Annotated in this window: 17 protein-coding genes and 2 pseudogenes; 10 read left to right on the top strand and 9 right to left on the bottom strand. The window is 70.1% G+C overall.

Translation table 11 applies throughout. The annotated features are described in order from the left end of the window. Nucleotides 1–15 precede the first annotated feature (15 nt). The 4 genes from ABZ342_RS41305 to ABZ342_RS41290 form a co-directional block, all read right to left on the bottom strand. Nucleotides 16–2,370, bottom strand: a complete 2,355-nt coding sequence (locus ABZ342_RS41305) for a transglycosylase domain-containing protein (protein WP_360485323.1) — start codon at nucleotides 2,368–2,370, stop codon at nucleotides 16–18. Between the two features lie 81 nt (nucleotides 2,371–2,451). Then, nucleotides 2,452–4,722, bottom strand: coding sequence for a transglycosylase domain-containing protein (locus tag ABZ342_RS41300; protein WP_360485321.1), 2,271 nt, complete (start codon nucleotides 4,720–4,722; stop codon nucleotides 2,452–2,454). 327 nt (nucleotides 4,723–5,049) lie between these two features. After that, a complete protein-coding gene (locus ABZ342_RS41295) occupies nucleotides 5,050–7,788 on the bottom strand; it encodes a transglycosylase domain-containing protein (protein WP_360485318.1) in 2,739 nt (912 codons plus the stop codon). A gap of 67 nt (nucleotides 7,789–7,855) precedes the next feature. Continuing rightward, nucleotides 7,856–8,254, bottom strand: a complete 399-nt coding sequence (locus ABZ342_RS41290; protein WP_155548232.1) for a DUF5318 domain-containing protein — start codon at nucleotides 8,252–8,254, stop codon at nucleotides 7,856–7,858. A 244-nt stretch (nucleotides 8,255–8,498) separates the two neighbouring features. Between ABZ342_RS41290 and ABZ342_RS41285 the strand changes: the two genes are divergently transcribed. From ABZ342_RS41285 to ABZ342_RS41270, 4 genes are all read left to right on the top strand, one after another. Then, the gene (locus ABZ342_RS41285; RefSeq protein ID WP_155548231.1) at nucleotides 8,499–9,044 is read left to right on the top strand and encodes a PadR family transcriptional regulator; all 546 of its coding nucleotides are present in this window, start codon (nucleotides 8,499–8,501) and stop codon (nucleotides 9,042–9,044) included. Nucleotides 9,045–9,115: 71 nt separating this feature from the next. Further along, on the top strand, nucleotides 9,116–10,204 hold the full coding sequence (locus tag ABZ342_RS41280) for an inositol-3-phosphate synthase (protein ID WP_155548230.1): 1,089 nt from the start codon (nucleotides 9,116–9,118) through the stop codon (nucleotides 10,202–10,204). 103 nt (nucleotides 10,205–10,307) lie between these two features. Then, nucleotides 10,308–10,826, top strand: a complete 519-nt coding sequence (locus tag ABZ342_RS41275; protein WP_155548229.1) for a SigE family RNA polymerase sigma factor — start codon at nucleotides 10,308–10,310, stop codon at nucleotides 10,824–10,826. Further along, complete coding sequence (locus ABZ342_RS41270) at nucleotides 10,823–11,569, top strand: hypothetical protein (RefSeq protein ID WP_360485313.1); 747 nt, start codon at nucleotides 10,823–10,825, stop codon at nucleotides 11,567–11,569. The genes ABZ342_RS41275 and ABZ342_RS41270 overlap by 4 nt, the downstream gene beginning before the upstream one ends. Here ABZ342_RS41270 and ABZ342_RS41265 read toward each other — a convergent pair. Next, entirely contained in the window at nucleotides 11,562–12,200 is a 639-nt protein-coding gene (locus ABZ342_RS41265) for an HAD family phosphatase (protein ID WP_360485310.1), read from the bottom strand. The two genes, ABZ342_RS41270 and ABZ342_RS41265, sit on opposite strands and share 8 nt — an antisense overlap. A gap of 66 nt (nucleotides 12,201–12,266) precedes the next feature. Between ABZ342_RS41265 and ABZ342_RS41260 the strand changes: the two genes are divergently transcribed. The 5 genes from ABZ342_RS41260 (at nucleotide 12,267) to ABZ342_RS41240 (ending at nucleotide 18,540) form a co-directional block, all read left to right on the top strand. Continuing rightward, a complete protein-coding gene (locus ABZ342_RS41260) occupies nucleotides 12,267–12,737 on the top strand; it encodes a MarR family transcriptional regulator (protein WP_360485307.1) in 471 nt (156 codons plus the stop codon). Further along, entirely contained in the window at nucleotides 12,727–13,944 is a 1,218-nt protein-coding gene (locus tag ABZ342_RS41255) for an MFS transporter (protein ID WP_360485304.1), read from the top strand. The genes ABZ342_RS41260 and ABZ342_RS41255 overlap by 11 nt, the downstream gene beginning before the upstream one ends. Nucleotides 13,945–14,052: 108 nt before the next feature. After that, a complete protein-coding gene (locus ABZ342_RS41250; protein ID WP_360485301.1) occupies nucleotides 14,053–16,113 on the top strand; it encodes a PhoX family phosphatase in 2,061 nt (686 codons plus the stop codon). An 86-nt stretch (nucleotides 16,114–16,199) separates the two neighbouring features. Further along, the gene (locus ABZ342_RS41245; RefSeq protein WP_360485298.1) at nucleotides 16,200–17,801 is read left to right on the top strand and encodes an SdrD B-like domain-containing protein; all 1,602 of its coding nucleotides are present in this window, start codon (nucleotides 16,200–16,202) and stop codon (nucleotides 17,799–17,801) included. A gap of 61 nt (nucleotides 17,802–17,862) precedes the next feature. Continuing rightward, nucleotides 17,863–18,540: an SDR family oxidoreductase gene (locus ABZ342_RS41240; RefSeq protein WP_155548222.1), complete on the top strand. Its 678-nt coding sequence runs from the start codon at nucleotides 17,863–17,865 to the stop codon at nucleotides 18,538–18,540. Nucleotides 18,541–18,659: 119 nt separating this feature from the next. Here the strand turns inward: ABZ342_RS41240 and ABZ342_RS41235 are convergent. The 4 genes and pseudogenes from ABZ342_RS41235 to ABZ342_RS41220 form a co-directional block, all read right to left on the bottom strand. Then, a pseudogene (locus ABZ342_RS41235) lies at nucleotides 18,660–18,935 on the bottom strand (transposase); the annotation flags it as partial. A 218-nt stretch (nucleotides 18,936–19,153) separates the two neighbouring features. After that, nucleotides 19,154–20,461 carry an amidohydrolase gene (locus ABZ342_RS41230; protein ID WP_360485295.1) on the bottom strand — a complete coding sequence of 436 codons (1,308 nt, stop codon included), beginning with the start codon at nucleotides 20,459–20,461 and terminating at the stop codon, nucleotides 19,154–19,156. A gap of 23 nt (nucleotides 20,462–20,484) precedes the next feature. After that, entirely contained in the window at nucleotides 20,485–21,135 is a 651-nt protein-coding gene (locus tag ABZ342_RS41225; protein ID WP_360485292.1) for a response regulator transcription factor, read from the bottom strand. Then, nucleotides 21,132–22,919: a histidine kinase gene (locus tag ABZ342_RS41220; protein ID WP_360485289.1), complete on the bottom strand. Its 1,788-nt coding sequence runs from the start codon at nucleotides 22,917–22,919 to the stop codon at nucleotides 21,132–21,134. Before ABZ342_RS41220 ends, ABZ342_RS41225 begins: the two co-directional genes overlap by 4 nt. 172 nt (nucleotides 22,920–23,091) lie before the next feature. Here ABZ342_RS41220 and ABZ342_RS41215 point away from each other — a divergent pair. Then, nucleotides 23,092–23,207: pseudogene (locus ABZ342_RS41215) on the top strand (ABC transporter ATP-binding protein); the annotation flags it as partial.

The following is a 23,207-nucleotide window of genomic DNA, read 5'->3' as shown; positions in this document are numbered from 1 at the left end:
CCCCCAGCGCCGACGTCACGGCCTCCTTCGGCCCCGCTGCTGGTCCTGCAGCTCCTGCAACCGCTGCTGGAACTGGCGGAACTGGTCGAGCTGATCGGCCTGCTGCCGGTTCCCGTTCCCGGGCTGCCGCTGGTCGCGCCGGTCCTGCTGGTCCTGGTCCGGTTGCTGCGGCTGCTGGACCTGCACCTGGACCCGGTCCTGTGGCGAGCTGATCGCCGCCACGCGGTCGAAGCGCTCGCCCGGCCGTCCCGACAGGTACAGCTGCATGAACCGGTCCCAGATCGGGCCGGCCAGCGTCGAGCCGAAGATCGGTGCGCCGTTCGGGCCGTGCAACGCCTTGTCGCCGTCGCTGCCCACCCAGACCGCCGCGGACACCGAGGGCGTGTAGCCCACCATCCACGTCTGGGAGTTCGCGTTCGCCGCCGACGCGGGTTCGTCGTTCTGCGGGGTGTGTTGCTGCGTACCGGTTTTCCCGGCGCACTCGTGGCCGGCCGGGCAGCTCAGCTTCGAGAACTGGATCACCGGGGCCAGCGCCGCCGTCACGTTCCCCGCGATCTGTGCGCTCTTCTGGGGGTCGTTGTCGGCGAACGCGTCGGCCGAGCGATCCTTGGCCTCGTACGCGGTTTCGCCGTTCGCGTTGGTCACCTTCTGCACGAAGTGCCGGTCGCGCTGGACGCCGTTCGCGGCGAACGTCGCGTAGCCCGACGCCATGTCCGCCGCGGTCACCTGGGTGCCGCCGCCACCGATGGAGATGTTGTTGTCACCGGTGAACAGCTTGCTGCGGCCGCCGTTGTCGGACGTCCGGATCCCCGCCTCCTGCGCGGCTTCCGCCACCCCGGACGGCTTCGTGACGTTCAGGACCATGTCGTAGAACACCGTGTTCGTGGACCGCTGCATCGCCTCGGCGACCGTGCACTGCTCTGAGCAGCTGCTGCTGTCGCCGGCGTTGCGGATCGGCAGGTCGACGCCCGGGAACGTCCGCGGCGAGGTGCCGTCGAACCGCGCGTCGAGGCCCCGGCCGAGCTTGAGGAACGCCGCGAGGTCGAACGGCTTCATCGACGAGCCCGGGTTGTGCGGCTCGTCGGCCCAGTCGCGGCCGGCCTGGTCCTCGCCGTTCGGGCCCTTCACGATCGCGTCGCCGCCGTAGTAGGCGAGCACGCCGCCGCTCTTCGGCTCGACGGCCACGAGGGCGTTGAGGATCCGGTCGTCGGTCTGGTCGGCCATGCCCTCGGCCACGGCTTTCTCGGCCGACTGCTGAGCCACCGGGTCGATGGTCGTGAAGACCTGGAAGCCGCCCGAGTAGTACTGCTTCTCGTCGATGCCCTGGGCGGCCAGCTCGGCCTTGACCTGCTTCTTGATGAACGGGTTCAGCGCGCCGGCCTCGCGGCTCTCCCGCAGCGGGATCGGCGCCGGGAACTTCGCCGCGGCGCGCTGGGCCGGCGTCAGGTAGCCGTTCTTCAGCATCCGGTCGAGCGCGGTGTTCCACCGGCTCGTCGCGACGGCGGTGTTCTCCGAGCGTCCGGGTTGCTGGATCAGCCCGGCCAGCAGCGCGGACTGCGAGTAGTCGAGCTGCCCGACGTCCTTGCCGAAGTAGGCCTGCGCGGCGGCCTGGATGCCGTACGCGCCGCGGCCGAAGTAGATGATGTTGAGGTAGGCGGTGATGATGTCCGCCTTCTCGTAGGTCTGGTTCATCTTGAACGACTTCGCGAGCTCGACCCACTTGCGCGCCAGGGTCGGGTCGTCGTCGCCGGAGGAGTTCTTGATGTACTGCTGGGAAATCGTCGACCCGCCCCCGGACCCGCCGGTGACCTGGTTGTACGCCGCCCGCAGGGTGCCGCCGACGTCGAAGCCCGAGTTGGTTTCGAACGACGCGTCCTCGGTCGCGATCACGGCCTTCTTCACGACGTCCGGGATCTGGTTCGGCGCCAGGATCTGCCGGTTGCCGCCGGCCGGCACGTCCTTGCCCATCTCGGTGCCGTCGCGGTAGAGGTAGGTCACGGCCTGGCCCTGTGCCTGCGCGACCGTCTCCGGCGAGGGGACGTCGACGGACAGGTAAGTGATCAGGAAGGCGACCGCGGGGACGGCGAAGAACAGCCCGGCGACGACGTACGCGATCCGCCGGACCCGCCGCCAGCGTCGTTTCCGCAGGTCCCCGTCGGTGAGCGGACGCGGCCGGCGCGGCGGCTGCCCGGGGCGCGGCCGCAGGATCGGCACGGTCGGCGGATCGACGTCCTGCTCGGTCCCGTTGTGCGCGTGGTGGGTGATCAGCTCCGGCTCGGCACCCAGCAGCCCGGCGCGGGGCACCGGCCGCCGGGTGCGACGACGACGTGGGTCGGGCCGCCGGCCGGGTGACGTGCGGTCGTTGTTCACGGGCCGTCCTCCACGGTGGGCTGCGGACGCAGTCCTCTCGAAGGCACACGGACCGCGGCCCACCGTGGTTCAGTCCCGGGACTAGTTCCCCGGCTCGTCCGTCTTCGTCGGCGTATCGGTCTTCGTCGGCGTCTTCGTGTGCTTCGGCGTGGTCGTCGGGCTCGACGACTGGTTGCCGTGGTTGCCGCCCTGGTCGCCGTCGTTGCCGTCGCCGTTGCCGTTGTTGTCGCCGTCGCCCTGGTTCTCGTCCGTCGGGGTCGCGTCGGTGGTCGTGGCGACGTCGGACGACGGCGGCGGGGGCACCTCGCCGCCGATGCGGTCGACCTTGTCGAACTTCTCGCCCGGCTTGCCGGTCAGGTACAGCGACAGGAACTTCTGCCACATCGGGCCGGCGATCGTCGAGCCGTAGATCGGCGAGTTGTTCTTCCCGTGCAGCGGCTTGTTGCCGTCGCCGCCGACCCAGGCCGCCACCGACACCGAGGGCGTGTACCCGACCATCCACGTCTGCGAGTTCGCGTTCGCCGCCCACGCCGGCTCGCCCGCGACCTTCGTGTGCTGCTGCGTCCCGGTCTTGCCGGCGCACTCGTGGCCGTTCGGGCACTTCAGGTGCGAGAAGTCGATGACCGGCTTCAGCGCCTCGGTGACGTTCCCGGCGATCTGGCGGCTCTTGTCCGAGTCGCTGTCGAAGGCCGACTTCGCGTCGGTCGACGCTTCGTAGGCGACCTCGCTCTGCCCGTTGGTCACCTTCTGCACGAAGTGCCGGGCCCGTTGCTGGCCGTTGGCCGCGAACGTCGCGTACGCCGAGGCCATGTCCAGCGGCGTGATCTGGGTTTCGCCACCGCCGAGGGAGATGTTGTTGTCCTTGGTCGAGATGATCGACTGGCCGCCGTCGTCGTTCTTGGTCTTCACGCCGGCTTCGCGCGCCGCGTCCTTGACCGGGCCCTGCTTCGTCTGGTTGAGGACCATGTCGTAGAACACGGTGTTCGCCGACCGCATCATCGCTTCCGAGACCGTGCACTGCTGCGAGCAGCTGCTGCCCGGGCCGGCGTTGCGCACGACGCGGCCGTCGAAGGTGCGGTTGTTGGAGCCGTCGAACTTCGCGTCGAGGCCCTTGCCCATCTTGAGGAACGCCGTGAGGTCGAACGGCTTCATCGACGAGCCCGGGTTCTGCGGCGTGTCCGCCCAGTCGCGCCCGGCCTGGTCCTGCCCGTTGACCTGCACGATCGGCTTGCCGCCGTAGTAGGCGAGCACCCCGCCGGTCTTCGGGTCGACGGCGACCAGCGCGTTGAGCAGGTTGTCGTCGACCTGGTTCTTCATCGCGTCCGTGGCGGCCTGTTCCGCGGCCTGCTGCGCCTTCGGGTCGATCGTCGTCTGCACCACGAAACCGCCGGAGTAGTAGCGGTCTTCGGGGATGTCGTGCGCGGCCAGCTCGTCCTTCACCTGCTGGACGACGAACGCGGGCGGCGCGCCGGCCTGCTGCTTGCTGTCCTCCAGCGGGATCGGCGTCGGGAACTGCGCCGCCGCGCGGTCGGCCGCGGAGATGTAGTTGTTCTTCACCATCCGGTCCAGCGCGGTGTTCCAGCGGTCCTGGGCGACCTTGGGGTTCTCCGACCGGCCCGGCTGCTGGATCAACCCCGCCAGCAACGCGGCTTCCGAGAAGCTGAGGTCCTTGGCTTCCTTGTGGAAGAAGGCCTGCGACGCCGCGCCGACCCCGTACGCCCCGCGCCCGAAGTAGATGATGTTCAGGTACGCGGTGATGATGTCCTTCTTCTCGTACGTCTGGTTCATCTTGAAGGACTTGGCCAGCTCGGTCCACTTGCGCGTCAGCGTGGGCGCGTCGTTGTCGGTGGCCTTCTTGATGTACTGCTGCGAGATCGTCGAACCGCCGCCGGTGCCGCCGGTGGCCTGGTTGTAGACCGCGCGCAGCAGGCCGCCGACGTCGAAGCCCGAGTTGGTCTCGAAGGAGTCGTCCTCGGTCGCGATCGCCGCGTGCTTCATGACGTCCGGGATCTGCTCCGGGGTCAGCAGCACCCGGTTGCCGCCGCGCGGGACGTCCTTGCCCATCGGCGAGCCGTCGGCGAAGAGGTAGGTCACCGCCTGGCTCTGGTTCTGCGCGACCTCGGTCGGCGACGGCACGTCGACCAGGAAGTACGTGATGACGAACGCGATCGCGGGCAGCACGAGGAACACGCCGACGAATCCGTAGCCGACCCGCCGGATGATCTTCCAGCGCCGCTTCTTGCGCTGCTCCGGCGTGAGGACCGGCTTGCCGTCCTCGTCGAGGACGTCGTCGTCGTGGCCGTCCGGCTCCTCGTACGCGTGGTGCGTCATCAGCTCGGGGCCACCGCTCATCGGCGGCGGCTCGGGCCGGTACCCGCGCGGCGGCGTCTGCGGCGGGCGTCCGGGCGGCGGGGGCACGGGCCGCCGCGGGCCCTGGCCCGGGCCTTGGCCCTGACCTTGGCCGTACGGACCCTGAGGTGCGCGACGGCGCGGATCGGGACCCTGGCCGGGCCAGGAGCGGGATCGATCGTCGGGCACGGGTCAGTCCTCCAGTTGTCCGTGGGGCTCACCGCCCCTCTTGGAAGGGACGCGCGTGACGCATCGGGGTTGCCGAAACGATCTTCCTGAAACGCTTCAGGGCCCTCCGCGCTCGTGCGGAGGGCCCTGAAGGAGGACGTTCTAGCCGGGCCCGGCGCCCGGTGGCTGGGCGACCCCACCACCACCCGTGTTGCCGAGCGGGAACGTCGGGGTCTCACCCGGGCCGGGCCGCGTGGGCCGCCCGGACCGCGACGTGCTCGTCTGGGTCTCCGACGGCTCGGTGCTCTCGGACGACTCCGGGGTGGTCGGCGTCGTGGTGACGCTCGGCGTCTCCGACGGCTTCGACTGGGTCGTCGTCACGTCGTTGACGTCCTTGCCGATCGCCTGGACCTTGTCGAACTTCTCCGCCGGCTTGCCCTTGAGGTAGAGGTTCATGAAGTTCTGCCACGTCGGACCGGCGATGGTCGCACCGAAGATCGGCTTGTTCTTCGGGTCGTGCAGCGGCTTGTTGCCGTCGCCGCCGACCCAGACCGCGGCCGACACCGACGGGGTGTAGCCCACCATCCACGTCTGCGCGTTCCGGTCGTTGTAGGACGACGGGTCGCCGGCCTTCGCCGTGTACTGCTGCGTACCCGTCTTGCCGGCGCACTCGTGGCCGCTCGGGCACTTCAGCTTCGAGTGGTCGATGACCGGCACCAGCGCCTCGGTGACGTTGCCCGCGATCTGCTGGCTCTTCGACGCGTCGTCGGCGAACGCCGGGTTGGTCTTGATGTTGTTCTGGTCGAACTCGACCTCGTCCTGGTTGTTCGTCAGCTTCGCGACGAAGTGCTGCTCGTGGTACGTACCACCGCTGGCGAACGACGCGTACGCGGCCGCCATGTCCTCCGGCGTCACGGCCGTGCCACCACCACCGAGCGAGATGTTGTTGTCGTCGGTGTAGAGGACGCTCTTGCCCTCCGGCGCGACCTTGACGCCGGCCTCCTTGGCCGCTTCCGCGACCCGGGACGGTTTCGTCACGTTCAGGACCATGTCGTAGAACACGGTGTTCGCCGAGATCTCCATCGCCTTCGCGACGGTGCAGTCCTTGCCGCAGCTGGCGCTGTCACCCGCGTTCCGGACCGTGCGGCCGCCGAGCACCCGGTTGTTCGAGCCGTCGAACGTCTCGCCGAGGCCCTTGCCCATCTTGAGGAACGCCGTGAGGTCGAACGCCTTTACCGACGAACCCGGGTTTCGCGCCTGGTTGGCGCGGTCCTGGCCGATCTGGTCCTTGCCGTTGGCGTCCTTCACGAGCTCCGGCCCGCCGTAGTAGGCGAGCACCCCGCCGGTCTTCGGGTCGACCGCGACCAGCGCGTTGAGCAGGTTCTCGTCGGTCTGGCCCTTCATGCCGTCCGCGGTGGCCTTCTCCGCGGCGTCCTGGGCCGCCGGGTCGATCGTCGTGTAGATCTTGGCGCCGCTGGAGAACAGCTTGTTCTCGTCGTAGCCCTTCGCCGCCAGCTCGTCCTTGATCCGCTGCTGGACCTGGTAGGTGAGCTTGCCCGAGTTCTGTTCCTTGTTGGCGTTCTTCGCGATCGGCGTCGGGTACTGGAAGGTGGCGCGCTCGTCCGCGCGGAGCCACTTGTTGGCCACCATCTGGTCCATCACGTACGCCCAGCGCTTCTGGGCGTAGGGCTGGTTTTCCGAGCGGCCGGGACCCTGGATCAGGCCCGCGAGCAGCGACGCCTCGGACGCGTTGAGGTCCTTGGCGTCCTTGTTGAAGTAGGCCTTGGCGGCCGCCTGGATGCCGTTCGCCCCGCGGCCGAAGTAGACGATGTTCAGGTAGGAAGTGATGATCTCTTCCTTGGACTGCTGGTTGTTCATCTTGAACGACTTGGCCAGCTCGGTCCACTTGCGGGTCAGCGTCGGGGCGTCGTTCTGCGTCGCCTGCTTGATGTACTGCTGGGAGATGGTCGAACCACCGCCCTGCCCGCCGGTGACCTGGTTGAACACCGCGCGCAGGATGCCGGTGACGTCGAAGCCCGAGTTGGTCTCGAACGTCGCGTCCTCCGCCGAGTACACCGCGTGCTTGACGACCTCGGGCACCTCGCCCGGCTTGAGCAGCTGGCGGTCACCGCCCGGCGGCAGCTCCCGGCCCATCACCTGGTTGCTGGCGTCGTAGTAGGTGATCGGCTGGTTCTGCAGCGACTTGATGCTCTCCGGCGTCGGCACGTCGACCAGGAAGTACGTGATGACGAACGCGATCGCGGGCACGACGAAGAACAGCCCGACGAAGGCGTACGCCACCCGCCGGATGATCTTCCAGCGGCGCTTCTTGCGCTGCGCCGGGGTGAGGACCTTCTTGCCGTCTTCGTCGAGCTCGTCCTGGGGCTCGACGTCGTCGGCGAACTCGTTGAAGGCGGCGTCGTCGTAGCCGTCGTCGTACGGGTCGCGGCCGAAGTCGTCGGTGCCGTTGTGCGCGTGGTGGGTGATCAGGTCCGGCTCGCGCCCGGGCGGCGGCACCGGCCGGTTGCCGGGCTGGCGGAAGCCCTGCGGCGGCGACCCGGGCGGACCCTGCCGGTCACGCTGGCCGGGCGGTGGGACGGCGCGGCGCGGCGGCATGCCCTGCTGGCCCTGCTGACGCGGGCGCTGCGGGCGGCGCGCCGGCTCTTCGCCGGGCCACTGGGGGCCGCCTTCGTCGCCGGACGGCCACTCGGGCGATCCACCGCCGCGCGGGTTGCCCCGGGGCGGTGTGCCACGTTGTGCCGAATCACCGCGGGGTCGGCGAGGAGCCTCTTCTCCGGGCCAGGCGGGGCCGGGGTCTTCTCCCGGCCACGGGCCCGACTGGGCACGGCGAGGTGCATCTGGCTCCTGGCCGGGCCAGGAGCGGTTGCGGTCGTCGTTCACGAATGGGCCTCCCAGACCGGCGCCCGGTAGTGCGCCGTTCTGCGCTCTTCAGCGGTTGTGATCCAGCTCACCGGCCTGCGGTCCTTCGCGGACCGTCGGCCGGTTCCCCCGTACCGAGGACGTACGACCGGACCAGGTGGTTCCAGTGGCACGCCCGGCACACTTCGACGTCGTACACGGTGAACTCGGCGAACCGGCCGGCCATCCTGGCCAGCTCTTCGGGGGTCCTCGCCGAGCCCGCGACGTGCTTGAGTTCGTCACCGTAGACCCAGGACACCAGGGTCAGCGGTTCCTGGCGGCAGATCGGACAGGGCCGGTCACCGGCCCTGCCGTGGAACTTGGCCGCCCGCAGCAGGTACGGGCTCGCGTCGCAGGCTTCGTAGCTGCCGACGCGCCCGGAGCGGACTTCGGCGAGCAGCGCACGGCGCTGCAACGCGAAGTCCACGACCTGCCGCTGGTTAATCACCAGGACAGAGTACGGGCTCTTCCTGTGTCGTCCACGCCCCCTAGCGCGGCCGGTGGCCCGTCCGGTGGGGACACGCCGGACGTTCGATAACTCTCCGGTGAATTTCGCCCACTCCAGAGTGAGCAAGCTCGTTAGCTTCGCCACTTCGATGTATCGGCGCGATATAGTGGCTGAGTAGGTTGGATCGAGGCGATCATTCGGAGCAACGCCGGTCGCCACGGTTTGTTCCCGGAAGGGGGGCGGTGTGCTGGAGTTCGCGATCCTCGGTCTTCTGCACGAAGCCCCCATGCACGGGTACGTGCTGCGCAAGCGGCTGAACGAGACGCTCGGCACGTTCCGGACGTTCTCGTACGGCTCGCTCTACCCGACCCTGCGGAAGCTCCTGCGGGCCGGGTACCTGGTCGAAGAGCTGGACGAGGCCGACGACCGGGCGTGGTCGCGGCGCGGGCGGCGGGTCTACAAGCTCACCGCGGAGGGCAAGGAGCGCTTCGGTGAGCTGCTCGGCGACGCCGGGCCGCAGACCTGGGACGACGAGGGCTTCGGCGTTCACCTGGCCTTCTTCTCGCGGACTCCGGCCGACGTGCGGATGCGGATCCTCGAGGGCCGCCGCCGTCGCGTCGAAGAGCGCCGTGAGGGTATGCGGGCGGCGCTGGCCAGGGCCGAGCAGAAGATCGATCGCTACACCCGCGAGCTGCACCGGCTGGGGCTGGAGACCAGTGAGCGGGAGGTGCGCTGGCTCAACGAGCTGATCGCGCACGAACAAGCCGAACGGCAGGGTCCGGAGACCTGAGCCGCGCGGCCGGGCCGCAGCGTCGCGGCACCAGACCTACTGAACAGACACGGATTGAAGGAGAAACCCCCATGGGCGAGAACCGCCGCGTACGGGTGGCCATCGTGGGCGTCGGCAACTGCGCGGCGTCGCTGGTCCAGGGAGTCCAGTACTACCGCGACGCGGACCCGGCCACCCGCGTTCCCGGCCTGATGCACGTCGACTTCGGCGGCTACCACGTCCGCGACATCGAGTTCGTCGCCGCGTTCGACGTGGACGCCAAGAAGGTCAGCCGCGACCTCTCCGAGGCGATCTTCGCCTCCGAGAACAACACCATCAAGATCGCCGACGTGCCGCCGCTCGGCGTCACCGTCCAGCGCGGCCACACCCACGACGGGCTCGGCCGCTTCTACCGCGAGACGATCGAGGAGTCCGACGAGACCCCGGTCGACATGGTCGCCGCGCTGCGTGAGGCGAAGGCCGACGTGCTCGTGTCGTACCTGCCCGTGGGCTCCGAGGTGGCGGACAAGTTCTACGCCCAGGCCGCGATCGACGCCGGTGTGGCGTTCGTCAACGCGCTGCCGGTGTTCATCGCCTCCGACCCGGAGTGGGCGCAGAAGTTCACCGACGCCGGCGTCCCGATCGTCGGCGACGACATCAAGTCCCAGGTCGGCGCCACCATCACGCACCGCGTGCTGGCGAAGCTGTTCGAGGACCGCGGCGTCCAGCTCGACCGGACGATGCAGCTCAACGTGGGCGGGAACATGGACTTCCTGAACATGAAGGAGCTCGAGCGGCTCGAGTCGAAGAAGATCTCGAAGACCCAGTCCGTCACGTCGCAGGTCGACCGCGACCTCGGCAAGGGCAACGTCCACATCGGACCTTCGGACTACGTGCAGTGGCTCGACGACCGCAAGTGGGCCTACGTCCGGCTCGAGGGCCGCGCCTTCGGTGACGTGCCGCTGAACCTGGAGTACAAGCTCGAGGTGTGGGACTCGCCGAACTCGGCGGGCATCATCATCGACGCGGTCCGCGCGGCGAAGATCGCCCTCGACCGCGGCATCGGCGGCCCGATCCTGTCGGCGTCGTCGTACTTCATGAAGTCGCCGCCGGAGCAGTACGACGACTCGACCGCGCGCGACGCCGTCGACAAGTTCATCCGCGGCGAGGTCGAGCGGTAGAAGCAGTCCCCGTTGAAGGCCGTCACCGCTGGTGGCGGCCTTCTTCGCATGGTCCACTAAACCGGTGGGGCGGGGTGCGCGTTGGCGGGGTGTGAGTGCGAGCGTGGGCGAGAGCGCGCCGGGGGATCTGGGCGCGCCGACGTTCCACGACCTGTTCCGGGAGTACTTCGCCCAGATGACACGGCTGGCGCACCTGCTCGGCGCGGACGACGCGGAGAACGTCGCGCAGGAGGCCTTCGTCAAGCTCCACCAGCGCTGGGACTCGCTCAGCGACCACACGCGGGTGGCGGGCTACCTCCGCACGACCGTGGTGAACATGTCCCGGTCGCGCACGCGGCACCTGCGGGTCGTCCGGCGCACGCCGCAGGACCGTCCGCCGGACGAGCTGTCGGCCGAGGTCAGGGCGGTGGCCAACTGGGAGCACGAGCAGCTGCGCGGGGTCCTCGGGAAGCTTTCCCGGCGACAACGCGAGGTGCTGGTGCTTCGCTATTGGCTGGACTTGAGCACGGCGGGCATCGCGGAGACGCTGGGCATCTCACCGGGCACGGTCAAGGCGACGACGCACCACGCGATGGAGAATCTGCGGAAACACCTGGGGGACGAGCCAGGAGGTGAGCGATGACCGACCTCGAACGCAAGCTGGCCGAAGCACTGCGTGGACAGGCGGAGGAGGTCACGCCCAACCTCGACGCGGCCTGGGCCGAGCAGATGCGGCGCCAGCGAAAGCCCCACCGCCGCCGGTTGACGGTGTTGATCGCGCCTTTGGCCGCGGTCTTGGTGGTGCTGACCAGTGTGTTGCTGGCCACCCAGCTGAACAACGATCCGGCGCCGCTCCCACCGGCGAAGTCCGAGACTTCCACGGTGTCCGTCGCCAAGCCTGAACATCGTCCATCCGCAGCGGCAGCGATCAACGGCGGGCCAGTCGAACTCATGAAGTTTGCGGGGCAGACCGATGCTTGGTCGGTCTACGCCTTTACCAATCGTAAGTACAGCGACGCCACGCCTTGGTTCTGCCTGGCAGCGATGCCAGCGGGGCGGCCTTTCGAGGCGACTGCTCCGCAGTACGGAACCAAATCGCCGCTCTGCGCACCAATCGGTGCGACCGCCGATCAGGTGATCTTCGCGCAGCAGGTAGGTGAAGAGGGCGGCCCGCTGCCAGCCGGTCACGCGGTGTACCTCGCAGACTGCACTGTGCGTGAGCTGCGTTTGTACGACCAAAGCGGTGACCTTTCCCAAGCATCGCGGGTCGGCCAGATGCTCGGAATGTGTCTGTTCTCAGCCACCATCACTGCCGGTAAGCCGCCGGTGCGATTCGAGGCTCATAGCGGTCAAGTTGTTCGAAGCGGCCGGATCGAGGTCAGCTGATCCCGAGCGCCCCGGGCAGGTCGGTGATCTTCTCCACCACCGCCGTGGCCTGCTTCAACACTTCCGGATCCGGCGGGAAGTGCGGGTTCGGCACCGCGTAAACCGCCATCCCCGCCGCCAAAGCCGACTTCAGCCCGTTCGTCGTGTCCTCCACCGCCGCACACCGCTCGGGTGCCACCCCCAGCAGCTCGGCCGCCCTCAAGTACACGTCCGGCGCCGGCTTCCCCGCCCCGACCTGCTCGGACGACACCGCCGCCCCCACCGGCAACCCCGTCACGTCCAAGAATCCCTTGATCAGGATCACCGGCGACGAGCTGGCGATCGCCACCGGCCACCGCGCCGACACCTGCCGCACGACCTCCACCGCGCCCGGGATCAGCGGTGGCTCCTCGGCGTACCGCGCGGCCATCCGCTTGACCACCACGGTCGCGATCTCCGGCGGCGAGAGCTTCGCTCCCAGCTCCTCCACCAGGTAGCGCGCCCATTCCGGGGTGCTCATCCCCTGCTGTGCCCGGGTCGCCTCCTCGCGCCAGGTGCCGCCGTGCTCGGCGACCACCGCGCGGCGCACCTCGTCCCAGATGCGCTCGGAATCCACCAGTACGCCGTCGAGGTCGAAGATCACCGCGTCCATCCCCCGAGCGTAGCTTGTGAGCCGAGTTACTTAGCCACCCTTACTAATTTTTGTTAGCATAGCTAAGTGACTTTCGCGATCACCGATCTCGCCCACCGGCTGCGGCCGCTGGTCTTCCGGCTGTACCACCAGGTGCGCCGTCAGACCCCGCAGCTGACGCTGACCCTCACGCAGGGCTCGGTGCTGAGCGAGCTCGTCAACGGCGGACCGCGGCGGATGAGCGCGCTGGCGGAGTTCGAGCGGGTGAAGCTGCCGTCGATGACCGACGTCGTCAGCCGCCTCGAACGCCTCGGCCTGGCCACCCGCACGCCGGACCCCGCCGACCGGCGCGCGGTGCTCGTGGACGTCACCGACGAGGGTCGTCGCTTCTACGCCGAGATGGTCGCCGCCCGCGAGGAATTCCTCCGCGAGCGACTGATCGCGATGGACGACGCCGACCGCGCCGCGATCGAAGCCGCCCTGCCGGCTCTCGCCAAGTTGCTCGTCGACACCAAGAACGACACCAAGAAGGAGGAACTGATCAGCGATGAGCGCTGAACACCACTCGAGCCTGCTGGACGCCGTCAAGGGCCAGCCCAAGCAGGTGTGGATCACCGCGTTCGCCGCGGTCATCGCCTTCATGGGGATCGGCCTGGTCGACCCGATCCTGCTGTCCATCGCCAAGGGCCTGGACGCGACGCCGTCCCAGGTCACGCTGCTCTTCTCGTCGTACCTCGGCGTCCAGGTCATCGCGATGCTGGTCACCGGCGCGGCGAGCGCCAAGTTCGGGCCGAAGCGCACGGTCCTCGTCGGGCTGACGCTGATCGTCGCGGCCACCGCCCTGTGTTCGGCCGCCGGGTCGATCGAGCAGCTCGTCGGGCTGCGCGCGGTCTGGGGTCTCGGCAACGCGTTCTTCATCGCGACGGCGCTTTCGGTGATCGTCGGCGCCGCGACCGGCGGGCAGTCCGGCGCGATCCTGCTCTACGAGGCCGCCCTCGGCGTCGGCCTGTCGGTCGGCCCGCTGCTGGGCGCGCTGCTCGGCAGCATCTCGTGGCGCGGCCCGTTCCTCGGCACCGCCGTCCTGATGGCCGGCGCGCTCGTGCTGTGCGCGGTGTTCCTGAAGAGCGACAAGCACGAGAAGCGCGATCCGATCAAGCTGCTCGACCCGATCCGCGCGCTCAAGCACACCGGTCTGCTGCGCACCTCCGTCGCGTCCGCGCTGTACACCGCCGCGTTCTTCGCGGTGCTGGCCTGGTCGCCGTTCGTGCTCGGCTGGAGCGCCATCGCCGTCGGCCTGATCTTCTGCGGCTGGGGCCTGTGCGTCGCGGTCGCCGGGGTCGCCCTCGCGCCGCGGCTGGCCGCGAAGCTCGGTGAGCGGCACGCCGCCGCGGCCGCCGTCTTCGGCTACGCCGTGCTGATGCTGGTGCTGGCCGTGCCGAGCAAGCCGGTCCTCGTCGCCGGCATCATCGTGTCCGGGCTGGTCTCCGGCCTGCTGAACACGCTGTTCACCGGCACCGCGATGTCGATCAGCGACGCGCCGCGCCCGGTCGCCAGCGCGGGCTACAACTTCTGCCGCTGGCTCGGGGGCGCCGTCGCCGCGACGCTCGTCGGGCACGTGGCCGAGTGGTTCGGTTCGCCGCGGGCGCCGTTCGTCGCCTCGGCCGTCCTGTGCGTGATCGCTGGTGTCCTGCTCTCGCTGCGGGAGCGGGTGACCGACCCGCACACGGTCCCGAAGGAAGCGGCGCTCGTCGGCGAGGAGTTCTGACCCTCCGATCGGAGCAGCAGTACACCCGCCGTTCACCTGAATGTCTGGTAAGGCTGGTTTTGGGAGCTTAGGTTCGGTTCGTTCCCGAACTCCCACCATGGAGGCGAAGTGCCCGACCGCCTGCTCCCGCTGTTCCCCGCCCACCCGGGCGGCCGCTCCCCGGTCACCTGCGAATACCGCTGCGGCAACGCGTGCGCGCACCCCGAGGCCAACGAATCCGGCAACGAGTACTTCGGCGACGTCGTCAAGGACATCTCGCGCCGCCGGATGTTCAAGGCCGGCGCGGTGATGGCCGCCGCCGCGGGCGGGTTCGCCGCCCTGTCCGGTACCGCGGCCGCCGCGCCGGCCGACCGGCCGCACCCGCGCCCGGTGCCCGGCACCGACTTCGACCCGGTCCCGCCGAACAAGCTCGACGCCGTCGTCGTCCCGGACGGCTACGCGCAGCGTGTCGTCATCCGCTGGGGTGACCCGGTCGTCGCCGGCGCGCCGAAGTTCGACTACACCAAGCAAACGGCGGCCGCGCAGGCGAAGCAGTTCGGCTACAACAACGACTTCGTCGGGCTCATCCCGCAGGACCCGTTGGGCTTGACCAACCTGCTCGTGGTCAACCACGAGTACACGACCGAGGTCCACCTGTTCCCGGCCGACCAGTACGACCCGGCGAACCCGACCGAGGAGCAGGTGAAGATCGCCTGGGCGGCGCACGGCCTGTCGGTGCTGCTGACCCGCCGCGACCCGATCCACGGCGGCCTCTCGGTCGTGCCGAGCCGCTACGGCCGCCGGATCACGCTCGACACGGTCTTCGAGGTCCGCGGCCCGGCCGCCGGCTCGACGTACCTGAAGACGTCGGCCGACCCGAGCGGGCGCAAGGTCCGCGGCACGCAGAACAACTGCTCCGGCGGCGTGACGCCGTGGGGCACGGTGCTGTCCGGCGAGGAGAACTTCGACCAGTACTTCGCCAACTCCGACAAGGTCACCGACCCGGTCGAGGCCGCGCGGCTCAAGCGCTACTCCGTCGGCGCCGGCACGAGCACCCGCAAGTGGGAGCGGTTCGACAAGCGCTGGGACGTCGCGCAGGAGCCGAACGAGCCGAACCGCTTCGGCTGGGTCGTCGAGATCGACCCCAACGACCCGACGTCGACGCCGGTGAAGCACACCGCGCTCGGCCGGTTCAAGCACGAGGCCGCGAACATCAAGATCACCGCCGACGGCCGGGTCGCCGTCTACTCCGGGGACGACAGCCGCTTCGAGTACATCTACAAGTTCGTCTCGAAGGGCAAGTACAAGCCCGGCAACAGTGCCCACGCGCGGCGGCACAACTCGGCGCTGCTCGACGAGGGCACCCTGTACGTCGGCCGCTTCACCGGCGACAGCCCGGCCGCCGAGATCGACGGCACCGGCAAGCTCCCGGCGGACCACGAGTTCGACGGCACCGGCGAGTGGATCCCGCTGGCGAGCGGCACCAAGTCCTTTGTGGACGGATTCACCGCCGAAGAGGTCTACGTCTTCACCCGCCAGGCCGCGGACAAGGTGGCGGCGACGAAGATGGACCGCCCGGAGGACATCGAGCCGAACCCGGTCAACGGCCGGATCTACGCGGCGCTGACCAACAACACCGACCGCGGCGCGGCGGGCAAGGCCGGCGTCGACGAGGTGAACCCGCGCAACGGCAACAAGAACGGCCACGTCCTGGAGTGGGAGGAGAACCGCGGCGACGCGGCCTCGACCCAATTCTCCTGGCGGCTGCTGCTCGTCTGCGGTGACCCGGCCGCGGCGGACACCTACTTCGGCGGCTTCGACAAGAGCCAGGTCAGCCCGATCTCCTGCCCGGACAACGTCGCCTTCGACCGCCACGGCAACCTGTGGATCTCCACCGACGGCAACACGCTCGGCGCGAACGACGGCCTGTTCTCGGTGCCGGTCACCGGCCCGGAACGCGGGCACGTCAAGCAGTTCCTCTCGGTGCCGGTCGGCGCCGAGACGTGCGGCCCGGTCGTGACCGACCACGTGGTGCTCGTCGCGGTCCAGCACCCCGGCGAGAACGCGGCGAGCTCGGCGAACCCGACGTCGCACTGGCCGGACGGCGGCACCGCGCAGCCGCGCCCGTCGATCGTCTCGGTGTGGAAGAAGGGCCGCTTCGGCCTGCCCGGCCGCATCGGCGAACGCTGACGCACCGGGCCGCACCGGCCGAGGTTCACTCTTAAGTGGACGCTTCTCGGCCGGTGCGGGCCCGGGCGCCGCGCCATAGTCGAGGCATGATCCGTTCGGCGCGCGTGGTGGCAGTGACGGTGGTGGCGCTTTCGGGGACGGTCGTACCCGCGGCCGCCGCGGATCCGCCCCCGGCGTGCGGCGGGATCGCGGGGAACCCGAGCGTCGAGAAGACCGCGGCCAACGGCGCGCCGGACGGCTATGTCTTCTCCCCGGCCGCACCCGTCCCGCCCGGCACCCCGGCCGCGAAGGCGCCGAGGCTGCTCACCGAGCAGGCGTTCGCCGTCGACGGCCAGCGGTCGGCGGTGATCCAGACCCCGGACGGCAAGACCAGCACCGCCACCCAGACCGAGAGGTTCGTCCCCGGCGGGGTGTACACGCTCAGCGTGTCGACCGGCTCGTACCTGCCGGCCGGCGGACCGGCCACGGGCCTGCGCTTCTACGACGTCAACGGCGCCCAGGTCCAGGAGACCAAGCTGGTGGCGGACCACAACGCCGGCGACGGCACCCTGGCGAAGCAGGACTTCCCGGCGGCGACCGCCCCGGCGAAGGCGGCGGCGGTGAAGTTCTTCGCCACGACGAGTGCCGAGCGCCTGCGCTGGGACTGCGTCGGCCTGCAGCTCGCGGCGTACTCGGTGAAGAAGGAAGTGCGGAACCCGGCGACCGGCGCGTGGGGCCCGTTCGCGACGGTCATCGCGGGCGAGACCGCGCACTACCGCGTCACCGTGACGAACGAAGGCACGCAGGACCTCACCGGGATCACCGTCCAGGACCCGTGGTGCGGCGGCCCGTTCGAGCCGTTCGCGCTGGCCGGGGGCGCGAACAAGCAGCTGACCTGCGACCACCCGAACCTGACGGTCGCCGACACCGGCCACGTCAACACGGCGAAGGTGACCGGCGTGCATTACCCGGGCGGCACGCTGGGCGACAAGACGGCGTCCGCGACGATCACCGTCCTGCCCCCGCCGTCGATCGCGAAGATCGGCGACTTCGTGTGGAACGACCGCAACCGCGACGGGATCCAGGACCCGGACGAGCCGGGCGTCGCGGGCGTGAAGGTGACGCTGAAGGACGGCGCGGGTGGCACGGTCGGCACCGCGACCACCGACGCCGGCGGGAAGTACGGCTTCGAGAAGCTGAAGGACGGCACGTACCAGGTGTGCTTCGCCGTCCCGGCGGACTTCACGGTGACCCGCAAGGACGCGGCGCCGGACGATCGCGACTCCGACGCGGACCCGGACGGCTGCACCGCACCGCGCACCCTGGGCGGCTCGGCGCGCGAGGACTTCACGGTCGACCTCGGGCTGGCCCCGCCGACGAACCGGATCGGCGACTTCGCCTGGTCGGACACGAACGGCAACGGCCTGCAGGACGCGGGCGAGCCGGGGCTGGGCGGAGTGAAGGTGACGCTGGACAACGGCACGAGCGTCGTCACCGGCCCGGACGGCGCCTACGCGTTCACCGGCCTGGAGGACGGCACGTACCAGGTCTGTTTCACGGCCGAAGGCAAGCACCCGACCGGCAAGGACGCGGGCGACGACGCGAAGGATTCGGACGCCGACCCGGCGACGGGCTGCGCGGACCCGCGTCAGCTGGGCAAGGACAAGCGCGACGACCAGACGGTCGACGCGGGGTTCGCGCCGGCGTAGCGGAAGGCCGAGCCCGTGTGCGGCGGCCGGGCGCCCGCCGCCCGGCCGTTACGGTGGGGGCATGACGGATCTTCCCCTCGCCCTCGTCACCGGTGCTTCCCGCGGCATCGGCAAGGCGGTCGCCCACCAGCTGGCCCCGACCCACCGCGTTCTCCTCGGCGGCCGGGACGCGGCCGCCCTCGAGGCGCTGGCGAAGGAGCTTCCCGGCGCGAAGCCGTGGCCCGTCGAGCTGACCAACGCGGACTCGCTGGCCTCGGCGGTCGCGGACATCGCGTCGTTGGACGTCCTGGTCCACTCGGCCGGCGTCGCTCGCATCGGCCGCATCGAGGAGGCGTCGGCTCAGGCGTGGCGGGACAACTTCGAGGTCAACACCCTCGCCGTCGTCGAGCTGACCCGCCTGCTGCTCCCCGCCCTGCGCGCGGCCCGCGGGCACGTCGTCGTGGTCAACTCCGGCGCCGGCCGCAACGCGCGTCCAGGCTGGTCGCCGTACGCGGCGAGCAAGTTCGCCGTCCGCGCCTTCGCCGACGCCCTGCGCGAGGAGGAGCCCGAGATCCGCGTGACCTCGGTCTACCCCGGCCGCACGGACACGGAGATGCAGCAGGAGATCTTCAAGGGCGAAGGCCGCGACTACGACACGTCGCACCTGCTGAAGGCGGACTCGGTGGCGACGGCGGTGGTGACAGCGGTGTCGGCCACCCCGGACGCCCACCAGACAGAGGTCATCCTCCGCCCGCGCTGACCAGGCCGGCCCCGCCCTTCCCTGGGGGAGTCCCTACGTGGTTGTCAAGCCGCAGCGGGAGCTGGTTCGGGGTGTCGGTAGTGGGTGCCGTTGCGGAGCATCGCGTAGAGCACGTCGCAGCGGCGGCGGGCCAGGCCGGGCAGGTAGGCGACCTGGTGCCCGACGGCGCGGGCGACCGCGACCGGCAACGCACCGATCGTGGCCGGTTGGTCCACCACGACCAGCAGTGGTCCGCGGGCGGCGAGTTTGTCGAACAGGGCCTTCAGCTTGGGTTCGGTGTTGGGCAGCGGGGCGTTGTGCAGCCGGTTTCCGTCGGGATCGAGGCCGACGGCGTGGCGGTTGTCTTTGCCGACGTCCAGGCCGAGAAACACGCTGAAGCTGCCGCTATCCACCATGCCGTTCGTTCGCCGCGACGTGGTCACCGGGTCGGGCATCGATGGCCGGTCGACTGGGGGCGTTAGTCATGCCGGGTCTGGTGACCACAGCTCCTTGATCAGGAACTACGAAGAAGGTAACGGGGCGTGCCCATGCCCAGTTTACCGGCGCAGGCGGACAAAACCGGCTCGCCGAGGCCGGCGCCCCGGAGTTGTCCACATCCGTGCGAGCCTGTGGATCAAGCTCGCAGCCGGGCGGCGGTCTCGGCCACCCCGGCCTGCACCTTCGCCCGATCCACGCGAAGCGACTCGCCGTCGGCGACGACCTGCTCGCCCGCGACCCACACGTCCCGGACCCGGCGCGACCCCGCCGCCCAGACGAGGTTCGACAGCAGCTGCACGTCCGGGACGTCCACGCCACAAGCGAAAGCCGGGTCGTCCAGGTCGATGTGCACCAGGTCGGCCCACCGGCCCGGCTCCAGTGCCCCGATGTCGTCGCGGCCCAGGGCCGACGCGCCGCCGCGGGTCGCCAGCAGGAACACGTCCGCCGCGGTCAGTACCGTCGAGTCGCCGGTTGCCAGGCGGGCGAACATCGCCGAGAGCTGCAGCTCCTCCCACAGGTCGATGTCGTCGTTGGACGCCGGGCCGTCGGTGCCGAGGCCGACCGCGACACCCGCCGCCCTCAGGTCCGCGATGCGTGCGATCCCCGAAGCCAGCTTCGCGTTCGAACCTGGGCAGTGCGCCATGCCGACGCCGTACTGGGCGAACAGCGCGATGTCCGAGTCCGACAGGTGGATCGCGTGCGCCGCCAGCACCCGGCCGTCCAGCATGCCGAGCTGCTGCAGCAAAGCGGGCACCGAGCCGTGGACTTCGCGGACCGAAAGATCCTCGGCGGCCGCCTCGGCGACGTGGATCTGCACCAGTGCACCGCGCGAGGCCGCCGACTCCGCCGTCGCGCGCAACCCCTCCGAAGAGAGCATGTACGCCGAGTGCGGGCCGTAGCCCAGCTCGATCCGGTCGCCCTGGCCGAAGCGCAGGCCGTCGGTGTCGATCCAGCGCTCGATCGCGGCCAGCTGGGCCCGCCAGTCGAGCCCGGGCAGCTCCATCACCGGCGGCGCGACCAGCACGCGCCCGCCCGTCGTGAGGACGGCGTCGACCAGCTGCTCGCCTTCGAAGTACATCTCGGCGCTGGTCGTGACGCCGTGGCGCAGCATCTCGACCGAGCCGAGCAGCATGCCGGTGCGGACGTCCTCCGGCCGCAGCTTCGCTTCGGCGGGCCAGATGATCTCGTTGAGCCAGGGCAGCAGCGGCAGGTCGCCGCCCATGCCGCGCAGCAGCGTCATCGGGCTGTGCGCGTGCGTGTTGACCAGGCCGGGCAGCAGGATGCCGGTCAGGGTGGTGACCGGTGCGGCGGACTCGGGGGCGGTGGCCGCCGGTCCGCAGTAGGAGATGCGCCCGTCGGCGTCCACATCGACGACCGCGTCACGCAGGAGCGAACAGGACGCGTCGGCGGGGAGAACGACAGGGGCGTGGAAACGGCGTTGCATCTCTGGATACTACGCACCCTCGATTACGAGACGACTCCACTCCGCCACGCCCACGCCGCGATCTCCACGCGGTTGCGGGCGCCGATCTTGCCCTGCACCGACGCCAGGTGCGTCTTCACCGTGGACAGCGACAGGAACAGCTCGGCGCCGATCTCGGTGTTCGTAAGCCCGCTCGCCGCCGCCTTGACGACGTCCATCTCCCGTGCGGTCAACGGCTCCGACGGCGGTGCCGCCTTCGGGCGGGCCGAGCCGCCGTCGAAGTGCTTGAGCAGGCGGATGGTGATCTGGGGCGAGACCAGCGCGTCGCCGCGGTCGGCCGCGCGGACCGCTTCGATCAGCAGCGCCGGGCCCGCGTCCTTCAGCAAGAACCCGTGAGCGCCGTTGCGCAACGCCGTGTGCACGTACTCGTCGAGGTCGAACGTCGTGACCACGACCACCTTCAGCGGGTCGCTCACGTCCGGGCCGGCCAGCTGCCGGGTGACCTCGAGCCCGTCGAGGCCGGGCATGCGGATGTCGAGCAGACAGACGTCCGGGCGCAGCTCGCGGGCCTTCGACACCGCCGAGACGCCGTCCGCGACGTCGGCGACGACCTCGATGTCGTCCTGCGCGTCCAGGATCATGCGGAAGCCCATCCGCACCATCTCCTGGTCGTCGGCGATCAGTACCCGGATCACTCGTCCCCTTCCCCGGCGGCCAGCGGCAGCCACGCTTCGACCCGCCAGCCACCGTCCGGGCCGCGCCCGGCCGACAGCCGTCCTTTGAGCAGTGCGACGCGCTCGCGCATCCCGACCAGACCGTAGCCGCCCGATCCGCCGGCGGGCCGTCGCGTCGTCAGGTGCCCGTTGTCCGTCACCCTCAGGTGCAGTTCGGATCCGTCCACTTCGGCGAGGACGAACGCGTCCGTCGCGTCCGAGGCGTGCTTGCCGACGTTCGTCAGCGACTCCTGGACCAGCCGCAGCGCCGAGCGGCCGACCTCGTGCGGCAGGTCCGGCGGCAGGTCGAGGTGCATCGACGTCGGCACGCCGTGGTTGGCGGTCTCGACCAGCTTCCGCAGGTCGGCGCCCAGATCCGTGGTGGCCTGCTCGCTGAACTCGCTCGATCCCGCCGGCGCGTCGCCGCGCATCGAGCGGACCAGCCGCCGCATCGCCGCGAGCGCCTCGACCCCGGCGTTCTCGATCCGGCCCATCGCCTCGACCGCGATCTGCGGGTTCTTCTCGGCCATCATCCGCGCGGCCTGGGCCTGCACGACGATCCCGGTGACGTGGTGGGCGACGACGTCGTGCAGCTCGCGGGCCAGCGCCATCCGCTCGGCGGTCTGCGCGTCAGCGACTGCCGACTGGACGACCGTGGTGCGCTCGGAATCCCGCGACCGCAGCATCAGGCCGACGGCGATCGAGATGCCGAGCAGCAGCGCCGCGGCGAAGGCCAGGATCGACAGCGTTTGCGGGTCGGCCTGGATGCCCCGGGGCTGGTTCGAGTTGAGGATCGCGCCGAGGGCGACGACGGCCGACAGGATGCCGATCCGCGGCCACGACTGGCTCAGCCCGCGCGCGCGGGTCAGGTTCACGATCACGCCCATCGCGGCGATGACCTGCACGAACGGCACGCCGCCCGGCATCGGGTAGTCGTAGCGCAGGTGCAGGAACGGCGTGACGACCGCGGACACGAGCAGGATCCCGGCGATGCCGAGGAGGGCGTCCGCCGGCCGTCGCGGGGACAGCACCGCGATGACGGCCGCGACGAGCGAGCAGAACAGGATCGGGAACCCGCGGGCGTTGCTCGAATACGTGTAGCCGAACTCGAACAGCAGCGCGAACCCGAGCAGGCCGATCAACGGCCACTGCCCCATGGCCAGCTCGTTCACCCGCTGCAGCTTCCGCGTCCGCGGATCGCCCTTCGGGCCGCGGTCCCGCAGCGTGATGGCCGGCACCACCGCCCCGGCGAGCAGCAGCAGGCCGAACAGCAGAGCCTGCGATCCCGTGCCGCTGTCGATCTGGCCGACACCCGCGTACCTGCCGAAGACGGCGACGAGTCCGCCGACCACCAGGACGCTGACCACGCAGAACGCCACGCCCGCCCGGGCCCGGCGGGCCACGTAGTAGACCATCAGCACCCCGGCCACGACCTCGGTGATGGTCACCTTCGGCAGCACGCTGGAGTAGGGCGGCACGTGGAACGCGTGGATGAAGAGGGTCGAGAACACCAGCACGGCGGCACCGGTCACGCCGGCGACGGCGGCCCGTTTCTGGGCCCACAGCGCACAACCGACCATCGCGAGGATGCCGGGGATCAACCCGAAGTCGACGAACTTGGGGCCGTTGTCGTCGAGCGCGGCCTGCGTGGTGAAGACGACGTCGAAGAGCAGGGCGGCGAACAGGACGGCCGAGGGGACGCCGATGCGCCGCACCAGGGCGGCGGTGCGTGCGTAAAGCGTGTTCGGCGGGGGCGCGGCGGTCACAACGTGACGTTAGAGGATCTGCCCGCGTTCGCACCTTGGCCGAGTGGTCCGCACTCCCTCGGCCGATCGGCCGATGCGGCACCCCGCGTGACTGGCCGTCTGCCCGAAGTGGACACCCCGGATCTCCGCGAAGCTCATCGGCATCAAGATCCGAACCGACAGGGAGAACCTCGTGGACCCGAACACTCCACAGTGGACGAATGGGCCGGTGCTGTCCGGCCGTGGGCTGGTGAAGCGCTACGGCGCGCAGTACGCCCTGGCCGGCATCGACATCGACATCCAGCCGGG

This window comes from Amycolatopsis sp. NPDC005961, assembly GCF_040629235.1.
GTDB lineage: Bacteria > Actinomycetota > Actinomycetes > Mycobacteriales > Pseudonocardiaceae > Amycolatopsis > Amycolatopsis camponoti.
Note: the sequence above shows the minus strand (reverse complement) of the source record. Positions and strands in the feature narration are given on the sequence as shown.